Raw genomic sequence first — 13,445 nt, 5'->3', positions numbered from 1 at the left:
TTCATCGCTGCCGGAAATCCGCAATTGCATCGGCTGCGATCTTCGCCAAATACGTCGCTTCGGCGGCGGCCAGTCCCAACACCCCGTGCATCGACTCCAACCCGAAGCGAGCAAAAGGCGCGGGAATCGGCCGTTCTTCGGCGATAGCCGCAGCGAGCAGTTCGCCGGCCGCGGTCGTCGGCGCCACGCCGTGACCGCCGAAGCCGACCGCATGCCAAACGCCGTCGCGGCAGCGGCCGATTTGAGGCATCTTGCGTCGCCCGTAGCTCATGAGGCCGCTCCATGCATGCTCGAGCTTCACGCCTCGTAGCTGCGGGTAGACGCGCAACATATCGCGCATGAGCAGCTTCGCGATCGTGCGCGGGTCACGCTCGAAGATGGAGATGCGGCCGCCCCAAAGGATGCGCGTGTCGCTCAAGGGCCGGTAGTAGTCGAACGAGAACCGCGTATCGTAGACCGCGGCCGCGCAGTCCATGACATCCTTCAACCGGTTGCCGAGCGGCTCGGTTGCCACGACGTAGGTGGCGATCGGCAGGACTGCACGCTCGACGGCGCGATAAACGCCGCGCGCGTATCCGCCTGCCGCCATCACGACGTGCTGCGCCGCGATCGAACCATTAGGCGTCCTAACCAAATGGCGATCGCGCTCAGCATCGAAGGCGAGGGCGGGGCTGTGTTCATAGATGCGCACACCCGCATCCGCCAGCACTTTCGCTATACCGAGCGCGTACTTGAGCGGATGGAAATGGAAGCCATGCCGCTCCAGCAGACCGCCGCGGTAACGATCGGTCTTCAGGCGTTCGCGCAAGGCGCTTCTCGAAATCGGCTCCCATTCGACGCCGAAAGCGGTGCGCATCAATTCGCGCTGGGCGGCCAGCGCGTCTGCACGCCCAAACCAATCGGCGAGAATGATGCCGGCCTGTACGACGTCGCACTCGATGCCGTGACGCGCAATGCGCTTGCCGATGAGTTCGACGGCGTCGAGCGTGAGCCTGTAGAGCGAACGAGCGTCGTGCGGCCCCAGCGAGCGCAGCAAATCCGCGCACTCGAGACTATAGCCGCCAAAAACGAACCCCCCGTTGCGCCCCGATGCGCCGAAGCCGATGCGTTCGGCTTCCAGCAAGACGACGCCGCGCATCCCGCGTTCGACGAGGCCGAGCGCCGTGGCCAGTCCCGCAAAACCGCCGCCCACGATGCACACTCGCGCTTCTTCGCGCGACGTGCTCGACGACGGATAAACGGGGCGTTCGACCGTAGCTTCGTAGTAACTCGATGCGGCTGTTCGCATTCATGCGCCCTATGTCGAAGGTTACGCCAGGTGTGTCCAGATCGCCCGGGCGACGTCTGCTATTGCCGCGTCGCGCGCGCGTGCAGGCGCATCCGTTTGTGTCAGATAAGCAGTTACGACGATCGGGGCCCGATCTTGCGGCCAAAGAAGCCCGATATCGTTCGTCGTGCCGCGCTCCCCGGTGCCCGTTTTGTCGGCAACGCGCCACGCTCGCGGCACACCTTTGCGCAGCCGCGCGTCGCCAGTGCGATTGCCCGCCCCCCAGGCGAGCAGTCGTGCCCGCGAAGGCGCCGATAAGGCATCGCCGAGCAACACCGCTTGCACGTTGCCGAGCATGGCCAGCGGCGTCGTGGTGTCGCGTCGGTCGCCGGGGATCGCCTCGTTCAGCGACGGCTCGTTCCGATCGAGGCGCGTGACAGTATCGCCCAACTGCCTCAGGAAGGCAGTGAACCCGGGCGGACCGTTCACGGTGTCGAGCAGCAGGTTCGCCGCGGTGTTGTCGCTCATCGTGACGATCGCATCGCACAGTTCGCCGATGCTCATGCCCGGCGCGCCGATATGCTTGCTGGCGACCGGCGCATATCGTTCGATACGGTCCGCGCCGAACACGATGCGCCGCTCGAGATCCTCTTGACCGCGATCGACGCGCGCTAGCACTTGGGCGGCAAGCAACAGCTTGAACGTGCTGCAAGTCGGAAATCGTTCGCCGGTTCGATGGCCGGCGCGCATCCCCGTTTCGAGATCGAGTACCGCTACGCCGAGCCGCCCGTCGACGTTTCGCTCGATGACAGCCAGGTCGGATTCGATTGCTTTCGCTCGGGCGGCGAGCCGCGGCGATTGCTTCGCCGCGAGCCCATGGGAGCCTGCCCGCGCTTTCGAGGTAGGACAGGCCAACACCTGAGTCGATAGGCCAGCTATGATTCCGCCCACTGCAGTTCCCAGAAATTTTCTTCTTTGCATCTCGTTCGCTCCATTGGAAAAGGCAATGAATATCGCGTTTCCAGCGGTTAGTGACAATCGATGATAACTTTTCAGACACATAACCATTTCTTTTGGGTGCGTGAGCATGGCCAAACACCTGCCGCTCAATGCGCTGCGCGCGTTCGAATCGTCGGCTCGCCATTTGAGCTTCACGCGTGCGGCGCGCGAGCTGAACGTGACGCAGGCCGCCGTCAGCCAGCAAGTGCGGGCGCTCGAGGAGAAGCTCGGCGCTCGGCTATTCACGCGTTTGCCCCGCGGTCTCGGGATGACCGACGAGGGGCTTGCGTTGCTGCCGGTCCTATCCGACGCATTCGGACGGATCGAGGCGGTGCTGCGGCAGTTCGAGGGCGGACATTTTCACGAAGTGCTGACCGTGGGCGTCGTCGGCACATTTGCCGTCGGCTGGCTCATGCCGCGATTGAACCGCTTCCGTGCGGCCCATCCATTCGTCGAACTGCGGCTACTGACGCACAACAACCTGGTCGATTTCGCGGCGGAAGGGTTCGATTTCGCCATTCGCTTCGGTGATGGCAATTGGCCGGGGACGCAGGCCGCGGCATTGCTCGATGCGCCGCTGACCGTCCTGTGCGCGCCCGAATTGGCGGCACGCCTGCGCACGCCGCGCGACCTTGCCGGGCAAACGCTGCTGCGCTCGTATCGCAGCGATGAGTGGGCGCTCTGGCTTGCTCGGGCGGGACTGCCCGGCGGGGCGATTCGCGGGCCGGTGTTCGATTCGTCGCGCTTGATGGTCGAGGCCGCGATGCAAGGCGCGGGCGTTGCGCTCGCGCCGGCGCGGATGTTCGAGCGCGAGATTCGAGCCGGGCGCCTCGTGCGCGCGTTCGAACTCGAGGTCGACACCGGTAGCTATTGGCTGATCTGGCTCAAATCCAAACGGATGACGCCGGCCATGCAGGCATTTCATACGTGGATCGTGGCCGAGGCGGCGCTATAGCCCCGCTACCGCGCACGCGCAGGTCGACACCGTCGGCCTCGATCATGAGGCGCCGCTGCAATCGACCTTGTGGAGCGCACCCTGTCGCGGCCGGTCAATCGGCCCGCGGCACCAACGAGGAGAGCCATTGCGTGAGCGCAACGAACGGCTCGTCGTTCGCGACCGCGTCGGGCGCGACCAGATAGTAGCCGGCATCGCTGGCGAGCGGCAGGTCGAGCGGGGCGGTCAAACGCCCCGATGCCAACTCGTCCGCTATCAGGATTTCGGGCATCAGCGCGACGCCCATACCGGCTAGCGCGGCGCTCGAAAGCATCGTGAACAGCTCGTAGCGCGGACCGCGCACGGCGCGTGCGTCATCGCCGAAGCCATGCGCGCGAAACCACTCGCGCCAGGCGTCCGGCCGCGTCGAAAGATGCAAGAGAGGCATATCGATCAGGCGCTCCTCCGTGAGCGGCGCGGCGCGAGCCGCGAGAGCCGGACTGCAGACCGGCACCGCGTTGCCTTCGCGAAACAGGAGCGCGCCCTGCGTGCCCGGCCAAACGGAGCGGCCGAAATAGACGGCGGCGTCGAACGGCGAATCGCTGAAGAGAAACGGTTCGGTTCGGATGGAAAGATTGACCGTGATATCGGGACGCAGCGCCTGGAATTGCGGCAGACGCGGAATCAGCCATTGGCTGGCGAAGGTCGGCACGACGGCCAGCTCGAGCACGCGGCCCACACCGCGCTGCGCCATCAATTCGAGGGTGTCGCGTTCGATGCGCTCGAGGCTCTTGCGGATCTGCGCGGCATAGTGCCTGCCGTGCGGCGTCAACACGACGCGCTTCTTGATGCGCAGGAACAAGGCGACGCCGAGCCGGCTCTCGAGCGCCGCGATCTGGCGGCATACGGCGCTCTGCGTGAGGGCGAGCTCGTCGGCCGCTCGGGTAAAGCTCTCGTGCCGCGCCGAGGCTTCGAATATCTGCAGCGCAGCCAAATTGGGGATGCCCTTTCTCATCGTTGGAGCGCGCGTCGAGCGGCCCCGGCGGCGACTTAGTGAGTTTTATGAATGAAGTCGTGAGTTTAAATCAATTGTGACGAACCGTCGCGGCGGCGACAATCGCCTTCGTCGGCAGGGCTCCCACGTGCTCGCGAGAAGCGCCACGAGCCTCGCTCTAGAAGGCACGGCTTTAACTCGTAAAACAGGGGATGATTCGATGAACGGCAATCTCGACGCGCTGCTCGAAGCGGCCTGCGGCTCCGGCGCTGCCCAGCGGTTGGTGCAATTGATGAACGTACCGCCTTCGATGGCACGCTGGGAGGCGGGCCTTGCGACGCGCGCGGAGCTCGCACAGGCGCTGACCATGGCGCTCTTCGCGGGGCTGCTCGAACGTGCGCCGACAGGGCGCGCCTACACGGACGACGTCGTTCGCCACGGCGCGCGCGTGCAATTCGATCATGGCGCGCTGCGCACGGTACGATGGCCGCATTGCGGGGCGCTGCCGCCGGGCGAAGCGGCATTCACGCGCATTCTGAGGCCGCTCGGCTATCGCTTGAACGGTACGTATCCGCTCGAGCGCATCAAGATGACCGGGCGCTCCTACGCCCATCTCGATGCGCCCGAACACATCGCTCAATTCTTCGTCAGCGAATTGCATCCTGAACGGTTCTCGCCCAAGTTTCAGCAAGCCGTGACGGACGTCGTCGGCGCGTCGGCCGATCCGCTCACGCCGCAGGCCGTCGCATGGCTCGCGGAGCTCGAGCGCGATGCCGCCTTGCCGATCGCCGAAGCGTGCGCGTTGCTGCCCGTCCTCGTGCGCTGCTTCGATCGTCAGCACGGGACGCCGCGTTTGGCCGATTACCTGACATTGCTCGAAGAATCGGCGGAAATGGCGTGGATCGCCACGGAGGGCAACGCGTTCAACCACGCCACGGATCGCGTCGCCGACGTATTCGCGGTGGCCGAGGCGCAGCGGGCTTTGGGCCGGCCGATCAAGGAACGCGTCGAAGTGTCGAAGTCGGGCCGCGTGAAGCAGACGGCGTTCCAAGCCGATCGCGTCGTGCGAGACTTTATCGATGAGCAGGGCGGCAAGGTGCGCCGGGAAGTGCCGGGCTCCTTCTACGAATTCATCACGCGCGAGATGTATGCCGACGAGGAATCGGGCCGCGAGGCACTCGATCTCGGTTTCGACGCCGGGAATGCGACGGGCATTTTCAAAATGACCGCGGCCGCATGAACGAGACGATCGCGCAGCCAATCTCGAGGCGGAGGTAACCTTGACCACGTCATGCACCACGGCGCCTCCGGCGCAGAAAGATCAAGCCTACGCGTTCGCGGCGCCTTTTCGCGCGCCGCAAGGCTCGCCGATCCGGGAGCTGTTCAAGTACGTCGGCCGACCCGGCATGATTTCGTTCGCGGGCGGCTATCCGTCGAAGGATTTGTTCGATCGCGACGGTGTCGCGCGCGCGCTCGAGGCCGCGTATCGGAGCGATCCCATCGCGTGTTTGCAATACGGCGAGACCGCGGGTGCGCCGTTGCTGCGCGCATCGCTGGCCCAACTCATGATGGCGCGCGGCGTGCGCTGCAGTGCCGACGATGTGGTCGTCACGACCGGTTCGCAACAAGGCTTCGATTTGCTGCTGCGCACGCTGATCGCCCCTGGCGATACGGCGCTCATCGAAGAGCCCGCTTATCCGGCCGCGATCCAAGCCCTGCGCCTGGCGGGCGCGAACATCGTGCCGGTGCGCACCGATGCCGACGGAATCGATGTCGAGGCGCTCGCCGCGCAACTCGATGCGTTGCCCGCGGCGAGCCGGCCCAAGCTGCTCTATACCGTGCCCACCTTTGCGAATCCCACCGGTGCGACGTTGCCGCGGGAAAGGCGCGAAGCGTTGATCGAGCTGGCCGCGGCGCGGCGCATCGTGCTGGTCGAAGACGATCCTTACGGCGAACTGCGATTCTCCGGTACGGCGGTGCCACCTATGCTGGCGCTCGCGGACGCGTGCCCGGGTGCGAGGGATTGGGTCGTCTATTTCGGCAGCCTGTCCAAGATCGTCGCGCCGGGGCTGCGTATCGGTTGGACCATCGCGCCGGCACCGATCGCGCGGCGTATGATCGTCGCCAAGCAGACCAGCGACTTGTGCACGGCGCCGCTTTCGCAAGAAACGGCGCGACACTACCTCGACAGCGGCAGCTTGGCGTTGCATCTACGTTCGATCGTCGGCGCCTATCGCTCGCGCTGCGAGGCATTGCTCAAGGCGCTCGAGCATTTTGCGCCGCACGACATCGCGTTCACTGTGCCGCAGGGCGGCATGTTCGTATGGGCAAGGCTGGCGGCCGGCCGAGATGCCGCCGAGGTTCTCAAGCGCGCCATCGAACAGAACGTGATGTTCGTTCCCGGCGCGGCGTTTTTCGTCCGCACGCCGGACGCAAGCAGCTTGCGGTTATCGTTCGCCGCGCCGAGCGAGGCAGAAGCGTTCGAAGGCGCTCGCCGCCTCGCTGTCGCGCTGGCGCAAGCATAGGCTGCGCTCGCGCCCGCATGCATCGGCTTGCGCAGGCGGCGCGAACGCGTTTGAATTGCTGAAGCAGGGTGCCTCTCGCCGTATGATCGGGCAAGCTGAGCATCCTGGTCATTCCGCGCAACATTGTTTCGATTCGACCTAAAGAGGACGTGATGGTAGTCAACGACATTCTTGCAACGCTGGGCGTCGACCTTTCGACCTGGAAGGGCGACGCGTTGACGTCCCGTTCGCCGCGCGACGGTGCAACGCTTGCGACGCTCGCCGTCGATTCGGCGACGGACGCCGAGCGCAAGATCGACGCCGCCCACGCCGCATTCTCGAAGTGGCGTACCGTGCCCGCGCCGCTGCGCGGGGAACTCGTGCGCGTGTTCGGCAACGTACTGCGCAAGCACAAGGAGCCGCTTGGCCGCTTGGTGACGCTCGAGGCGGGCAAGATCCGCTCCGAGGGCCTCGGCGAAGTGCAGGAAATGATCGACATCTGCGACTTTGCGGTCGGGCTGTCGCGCCAACTTTACGGTTTGACGATCGCATCGGAACGCCCGGGCCACCGCATGATGGAGACATGGCATCCGCTCGGCGTATGCGGCGTGATCTCGGCGTTCAACTTCCCCGTAGCCGTATGGGCTTGGAATGCGGCGCTTGCGCTCGTCTGCGGCGATCCCATCGTCTGGAAGCCGTCGGAAAAGACACCGCTCACCGCGATCGCTTGTCAGGCGCTCTTCGCCCAAGCCGTTCGGGAGTTCGATCAAGCCCATCCCGGCGTTGCGCCCGAAGGGCTGACGCAGCTCGTCATCGGCGGCCGTGAAGTGGGCGAAGCGTTGACGCGTTCGCACAAAGTGCCGCTCGTTAGCGCGACCGGCAGCGTGCGCATGGGCATCGAGGTAGCGCAAACGCTGAGCAAACGGCTCGCGCGCAGCATTCTCGAATTGGGCGGCAACAACGGCATGATCGTCGCCCCGAGCGCCGATCTCGATCTGGTCGTGCGCGCCGTCACGTTCGCGGCCGTGGGCACCGCCGGTCAGCGTTGCACCACGCTGCGCCGCCTGATCGTGCATCGCAGTGTCGTCGAGACGTTGCTGCCCCGCCTCGAAAAAGCCTTCGCTTCGGTGAAAGTGGGCGATCCTCTCGACGCCGATACGCTCGTGGGGCCGCTGATCGATCGCGGTTCGTTCGACGCGATGCAAACGGCGCTGGCCGAGGCGCGCAAGGACGGCGGCCAAGTGGCGGGCGGCGAGCGCGTCGATGTCGGTCACGACAACGCCTACTATGTGCGTCCCGCGATCGTGCGCATGCCGGCGCAGACGGGCGTCGTCGAGCGCGAAACGTTCGCGCCGATCCTTTACGTGCTCGTATACGACGATTTCGAGCAAGCGCTCGCCGTGCACAACGCCGTGCCGCAAGGACTTTCGTCGGCCATTTTCACGAACGACGTGCGCGAGGCCGAGCAATTCATGTCGGCCGCCGGCAGCGATTGCGGCATCGTCAACGTGAACATCGGCACGAGCGGCGCCGAGATCGGCGGTGCGTTCGGCGGGGAGAAAGAAACGGGTGGTGGACGCGAATCGGGCTCCGACTCGTGGAAGAACTACATGCGCCGGGCGACGAACACGATCAACTACAGCCGTGAGTTGCCGCTTGCACAGGGGGTGAAGTTCGACGTCTGAGGGCGAGCGTCGCGTCGCGGCCGGCCTCGGCTCGAGCCGGGGCCTCGCGTCACGCGCGACCGAGGCGTTTGGAAAGATCGGCGACGAGAATCGCCAGGCGCGCCGGCTTTTCATAGCAGGCAACGTCGAACCGGCGAATGACTTCGCTGATGTCCGATTCGCTGGCTTTACCGGTCAGCAGATCGCCCGTTAGTAGAAAGATCGCGGCATCGGGCCGCGGCGACCGGCGCACGGCTTCGACGGCGAATGCGGCCGTGCGCTCGCCGAAGAGCCAATCGGTGATCACGGCATCGAACGTTTTCGTCCGCAAGGCATCGGTGAATGTCGTGAGATCGTCGTACGCCGTGGCCGCAAAGCCGTTTTGCTCGAGATAGTCGCACAGCGCCTCGGCAGCGGCGGGGTCGGCGTCGACCACGGCGACGCTCGCACGCTGCGCCTCCGTGCGCCGCGGGTGAATCTCGATCTTGAGGACTTCATGCGCGCGCTCGCCCGGTACGCCGTCGCACCAAACGATGCGCCAGCGATCGCCCTCGCCATAGGCGACGAATTCCGCGCGCTCATACGGACCGAGTTGTTCGCCGATCCACGCGATGCACGGCCCTTCGAAAGCGCCGACGTTGATCACGGCCTCGCGCGGCTGCACGCCTGCACCGCCGATGCCATTTTCTTGCGCACCGAACAGTTGCGTGGGCGGTTCGCCGAATGCTTCGGCCACCTTGCGGATTTGCGCAAGCGTCCAAGGGCTGCTGCCGCGCAACTTGCGGTGCCCTTGAGAAAAGCTCAAATCGAGGATCCGGCACAGCTCGGTCGTCTGCTGTCGTTTGCCTATGCCATGGCGAACCATCAGCGCGCGCACGCGGTCGGCAACGGTCAGAGAGTCCGCTAGGGTGGCTTCAGTGGTCATACTTCAGGATGCATCGATGCTGCGGAGTAAGGGATGCGCGATAAGCAACCCGTGCGTCGCGCACCGCATTCAAAAGTGAGTAGGCGCGGCGTATTTTAACGGGCAACGCACCTGCGCACGGCCGTCAAATATGTATCGACAGGTTACGTTCGTTACTGGTAGTCAATGGCGCGGCCGGCGACAATTCGCCCGAAACATTGCCGCGAGCGCGCTCGACCGCGACAATGCACGTTCGACGCGCCGTCGGGCGCCGTCGCATTGGAGAAAACCCTATGAGGATGCAGTTTTTCGACGCCGCGGCAACGGCGCGGTTGACACCGTTTCCCGCGCTCGTCGATGCGCTCGCCCAGGCATGCGTCGAGGCGTCGCGCGGTGAAATCGCGAGCCCCGCGCGGCTCGTCGTGCCGCTCAACCAGGGTGGAACGATGCTGTCCATGCCTGCCGCGGCGCGCGACCTCGCCATCCATAAGCTGGTCACGGTGTGCCCAGTGAACCGCGAACGCTCGTTGCCCACGATCCACGGTCATGTCAGCGTTTGCGATCCCGATACGGGCGAGGCGCTGCTGGCGCTGGATGGTCCCACGGTGACGGGGCGGCGCACGGCCGCGGTGACGCTGCTCGCCATGCGCACCTTCTCGCGCTCGGCGCCGGGGAACATTCTGCTCGTCGGGACTGGGACGCAAGCTGCCCACCATGTGCATGCGCTGGCGGCGGTCTATCCCGGCGCGCAGGTGCGGGTGCGCGGCAGTTCGTTGGCGCGTGCCAAGGCGTTCTGCGAGGAACATGGTCACTTGATGGCGCTCAGCCCCTTGACGGACGCGGAGACGTTCGACGCCTGCGACACGGTCATTACGCTGACGACCAGCCGTAAGCCTGTATATGATGAACCCGCGCGCCGTGGGCGGCTCGTGATCGGCGTCGGGGCGTTCACGCCCGAGATGGCGGAAATCGGCGCGCGCACGCTCGAAGGCAGCCGGCTGTACGTGGACGACTTGCCTGGGGCCGCGCACGAGGCCGGCGATTTCATCCAGGCGCGCATCGATTGGGCGCGCGTCGGTGCGCTTGCCGACGCGCTGCCCCTCGAATCGACGGCGGCGCCCAGCGCCGGCGCGGACGCCGAACCGGTCGTTTTCAAAAGCGTCGGTTGTGCCGCGTGGGATTTGGCCGCGTGCCGAGTTGCACGGCAGGTGCTGGGTTAGCGGCCTGGGGAGGGGGCTCGACCGCATGGTCGGCGCGAACGACATGAGCGGCATGAGCGGCATGAGCGGCATGAGCGGCATGAGCGGCATGAGCGACGTGTGCCATCCCATCGTGCCGCTCTCTCGCGACGAATTGCCCGTCGATACCGTGGAACTCGCGCGTTTCATGGTGGGCAAATGTCTCGTGCACGATTCCGCGCCCGGCCGCCTGAGCGGGCGGATCGTGGAGACCGAGGCATATCCGCTCGGAGATACGACCAACCACGCTTATCGCGGCCTGCGTCCATACAACCGCGCGCTGTTTCGCGCACCGGGGCATGCTTACGTGCGGCTCGTCTACGGCGCGTGTTACATGATCAATTTATCGGCCGAGCCGGAAGGCGAAGGCGCCGCCGTGCTGCTTCGCGCCGTGGAACCGCTCGATGGCGTTCCACTCATGCAGGCGAAGCGCCCTGGCGCGAAACTCGTCGATCTAGCGCGTGGGCCGGGGCGCCTGTGCGCCGCTTTCGGTATCGGCTCTGAAGCCGACGGGGCGGACCTGTGCGCACGCGGTGCGCTTTGGCTTGGGCGCTTAAGTGGTTGCGAGCCGCCCGTCGCCCGCGTTGCGGCAACCAAGCGAATCGGGCTGTCGCGCGAGATGCATGCGCTCCTGCGTTTTTACGAGCCGGGCAGCGCGTTCGTCAGCGGCCCGAAGCGGTTGCTCGAGCCGCCGCTGCGCTGAGCCGCATGGATGCGTGTGATCAAACAGGGCCTCGTGGGTTTGCTTGCCGAGGTCGATCGTCAAGGCGACCGCGTGAGCGCACCCAATCCTCACGGGCGGCCCGAAACGATGCATTTCGATGCGCGTGCGCGCGAGTAGCCGCTCGACCGCGGTGGTCGTGACGGTTACATAGCGCGTGATGCCCAGGCGATCGGCGAAATCGACGACAGCGCGCATGGCATCGAGCGCGAGTTCACCGAAGCCGTAGCCCGCTCGTTCGGGCGAGACGATCGCAAAGCGGCTCAATTCCCACACGTGCGCGCAGGCCGGTGCGCGCTGCCCGTGCAGCAGTTGAGGAAATGTGTCGCGCAGCATGTAGGGCCCTTGGGTCGGCAGTAGCCGCCAGCAGCCGCAAACGGCGCCGGAACCGTCCCGTACGAGCATGTAGTATGGCGACTGCGCATCGTAATGGTCGATTTCCATTCCCGATAAAACGGCGACTTCCCATCCCATGCGTTCGCCGAATATTTTCGCGCGCAAGCGATACATCTGCGCAAGTGCGTCGAGATCGAAGCCGTGCTGCTTATCGATGGTGATCTTCGCATTCATCTCGCTCTCCGGGATCGTTGATTGTGATTGCTTGTGACCTGCGGGGCATAGACCATATGCAGTTTGCGTGCCGCGCGTAACTGTCAAGCAAGATAGGTACAAATCGCCGGTAACCCTTGGGATGATTCGGATATCGAGTACGTTCCCGATCAGGTGAGAGAGCCATGTCCATAGCCGATATTCGTCAACCGGAGCCCGAGGCCTCAGTTCGGCCGGTTCGGACCGAAGTAGACAGCGCATTCATCCAAGCTTATCGAAAGCAAGTAAGAGAAAGTCAAAAGACTTTTTGGGCTCGCTTCGGTGTTACCCAATCGCGAGGAAGCCGCTTCGAGCTAGGCGCCAATATTCCGAAGCCGGTCATGATCTTGCTCCGGTTGTATTTCGAAGCGCTGATATCCGACGACGATATTCGCAGCGTCTCGCAAAAGCGGCCGCCCGCGCTTCGCCCCTCGCTGATCAATCAGGATCGATCAACCCCATACGGGTCGCCTTGACCGCGGCGGCGCTTCGCGAGTTGACCCCGAACTTACTGCGAATGTTCGTCATATGGAAGTTCACGGTCGCCTCGGAACAGCCGAAGATTCTTGCGATCTCCCAGGTCGATTTACCCTGGGCGGTCCACTTCAAGCATTCGTATTCGCGTGGCGTCAGCTTCGGCACGAGCCGTTCAGTGTATCCGTCCAGAAAGCGCTGGCTCGTATCGAACGCGACGTCGCGCAAAAGCGTCAGCATCGGCAGCTTGTCTTCCACGTCGGCATCGAGCGCGCACTCGGTGCGGTTGCTTTGCACGAAGCACAGCATCCCGACCTCTTGCTTGGGACCGTGAATCGGCAACGAGATGCCGGTGCAAAGGCCGTGTTGGCAGGCTTCTTCGTACATTGCCTGCTGGTTGCGCTCGGCGAAATGAGCCGAGGTCCAAATAAGCGGCGAAGTTTGCGTCAAACAATGTGCCACGGTGGGGTCGATGCGAAAGAGCGCACGCTCGTCGTAGGTTTGGCGCCAGCTCGCGTCATAGGTGCTGCGCAAATAGGCGTCGCTGAACCGCAAGCCCGGCCTCGGGATGACCGCGAAGAGCGTATGGTCGAAACCATATTTTCTTCCGAGCGAAGCAAGAGCCTCGAACCACGATTTTTCGTCGACCGCACGCCAAAGCGATGACATCGGTTCAATGAACTGGCGCGGCATATACCCTCACATATCGAAAATATTACTTGCCCGAAACAGCGAAAGGAATTTCTAGCTTATTTATTTCGGGGCGTCTTTTTTTGCGAAATCATATCAGACACATCCTCTACCATCCGCTGGTTTTTCAGATGTGATGGCTGAATATCTTTGAAAACCCGGTGCTTTTGAATAGAACTTCGATCATGGCGCGCGCGGGATCGATTTCAGATCGATGGCGTTCGTTAAAATGTCTATCGGGACGATGCTAGCGCTCCTTCATGGCGAGCATTGATAAAAACCGATTCCATTTGCCTGCGGCTTCGCGAGATGGTAGGAGTATTTCGCGTAAACTGGATTTCGATATTTTCGATTCGTGCAACGGTGATTAACAGAAAGAGGGCTTCTCGGCTACGGGTCCGAATCGTAGACTTGGGCTTCAACTTCGTCGCAGTTTACGGAGTTGCGCACTCAAACGTGAAGGAGAAC

The 13,445-nt window shown here is 64.0% G+C and carries 12 protein-coding genes and 1 pseudogene; 7 read left to right on the top strand and 6 right to left on the bottom strand.

What is annotated here, in order from left to right; all coding sequences use genetic code 11:
• Nucleotide 1: 1 nt before the first annotated feature.
• Together QQS38_RS11535 and bla are read right to left on the bottom strand one after the other, a co-directional pair.
• Nucleotides 2-1,288 carry an NAD(P)/FAD-dependent oxidoreductase gene (locus tag QQS38_RS11535; protein ID WP_479645505.1) on the bottom strand — a complete coding sequence of 429 codons (1,287 nt, stop codon included), beginning with the start codon at nucleotides 1,286-1,288 and terminating at the stop codon, nucleotides 2-4.
• Between the two features lie 21 nt (nucleotides 1,289-1,309).
• Nucleotides 1,310-2,248 (bottom strand): class A beta-lactamase, encoded by a 939-nt coding sequence (gene bla, locus QQS38_RS11530; RefSeq protein WP_479645504.1) that lies wholly within the window; start codon nucleotides 2,246-2,248, stop codon nucleotides 1,310-1,312.
• A gap of 106 nt (nucleotides 2,249-2,354) precedes the next feature.
• Between bla and gcvA the strand changes: the two genes are divergently transcribed.
• Nucleotides 2,355-3,221 (top strand): transcriptional regulator GcvA, encoded by an 867-nt coding sequence (gene gcvA, locus QQS38_RS11525; RefSeq protein ID WP_479645503.1) that lies wholly within the window; start codon nucleotides 2,355-2,357, stop codon nucleotides 3,219-3,221.
• 94 nt (nucleotides 3,222-3,315) lie between these two features.
• Here gcvA and QQS38_RS11520 read toward each other — a convergent pair whose 3' ends face one another.
• Complete coding sequence (locus tag QQS38_RS11520) at nucleotides 3,316-4,215, bottom strand: LysR substrate-binding domain-containing protein (protein WP_479645502.1); 900 nt, start codon at nucleotides 4,213-4,215, stop codon at nucleotides 3,316-3,318.
• A 271-nt stretch (nucleotides 4,216-4,486) separates the two neighbouring features.
• Between QQS38_RS11520 and QQS38_RS11515 the strand changes: the two genes are divergently transcribed.
• From QQS38_RS11515 to amaB, 3 genes are all read left to right on the top strand, one after another.
• Complete coding sequence (locus tag QQS38_RS11515) at nucleotides 4,487-5,434, top strand: 2-oxoadipate dioxygenase/decarboxylase family protein (RefSeq protein ID WP_479645680.1); 948 nt, start codon at nucleotides 4,487-4,489, stop codon at nucleotides 5,432-5,434.
• 40 nt (nucleotides 5,435-5,474) lie between these two features.
• The gene (locus QQS38_RS11510; protein WP_479645501.1) at nucleotides 5,475-6,719 is read left to right on the top strand and encodes an aminotransferase-like domain-containing protein; all 1,245 of its coding nucleotides are present in this window, start codon (nucleotides 5,475-5,477) and stop codon (nucleotides 6,717-6,719) included.
• A 152-nt stretch (nucleotides 6,720-6,871) separates the two neighbouring features.
• A complete protein-coding gene (amaB, locus tag QQS38_RS11505; RefSeq protein ID WP_479645500.1) occupies nucleotides 6,872-8,383 on the top strand; it encodes an L-piperidine-6-carboxylate dehydrogenase in 1,512 nt (503 codons plus the stop codon).
• Between the two features lie 49 nt (nucleotides 8,384-8,432).
• On the opposite strand, the gene QQS38_RS11500 is transcribed toward amaB, so the two are convergent.
• A complete protein-coding gene (locus QQS38_RS11500) occupies nucleotides 8,433-9,287 on the bottom strand; it encodes a helix-turn-helix domain-containing protein (RefSeq protein WP_479645499.1) in 855 nt (284 codons plus the stop codon).
• Between the two features lie 272 nt (nucleotides 9,288-9,559).
• Here QQS38_RS11500 and lhpI point away from each other — a divergent pair, with 272 nt between their 5' ends.
• Entirely contained in the window at nucleotides 9,560-10,486 is a 927-nt protein-coding gene (lhpI, locus tag QQS38_RS11495; RefSeq protein WP_479645498.1) for a bifunctional Delta(1)-pyrroline-2-carboxylate/Delta(1)-piperideine-2-carboxylate reductase, read from the top strand.
• Nucleotides 10,487-10,538: 52 nt separating this feature from the next.
• Nucleotides 10,539-11,207: a DNA-3-methyladenine glycosylase gene (locus QQS38_RS11490; protein ID WP_479645679.1), complete on the top strand. Its 669-nt coding sequence runs from the start codon at nucleotides 10,539-10,541 to the stop codon at nucleotides 11,205-11,207.
• A 21-nt stretch (nucleotides 11,208-11,228) separates the two neighbouring features.
• On the opposite strand, the pseudogene QQS38_RS11485 reads toward QQS38_RS11490, so the two are convergent.
• Nucleotides 11,229-11,795 (bottom strand): annotated as a pseudogene (locus tag QQS38_RS11485) (acyl-homoserine-lactone synthase); the annotation flags it as partial.
• Between the two features lie 164 nt (nucleotides 11,796-11,959).
• Here QQS38_RS11485 and QQS38_RS11480 point away from each other — a divergent pair.
• Nucleotides 11,960-12,289 carry a helix-turn-helix domain-containing protein gene (locus QQS38_RS11480; RefSeq protein WP_479645497.1) on the top strand — a complete coding sequence of 110 codons (330 nt, stop codon included), beginning with the start codon at nucleotides 11,960-11,962 and terminating at the stop codon, nucleotides 12,287-12,289.
• Here QQS38_RS11480 and QQS38_RS11475 read toward each other — a convergent pair.
• Nucleotides 12,252-12,956 carry a helix-turn-helix transcriptional regulator gene (locus tag QQS38_RS11475; RefSeq protein ID WP_479645496.1) on the bottom strand — a complete coding sequence of 235 codons (705 nt, stop codon included), beginning with the start codon at nucleotides 12,954-12,956 and terminating at the stop codon, nucleotides 12,252-12,254. The genes QQS38_RS11480 and QQS38_RS11475 overlap by 38 nt on opposite strands.
• Between the last annotated feature and the right edge of the window lie 489 nt (nucleotides 12,957-13,445).

The organism is Trinickia sp. Z7 (genome assembly GCF_056498045.1).
This window is presented reverse-complemented; position numbering and strand designations above follow the sequence as displayed.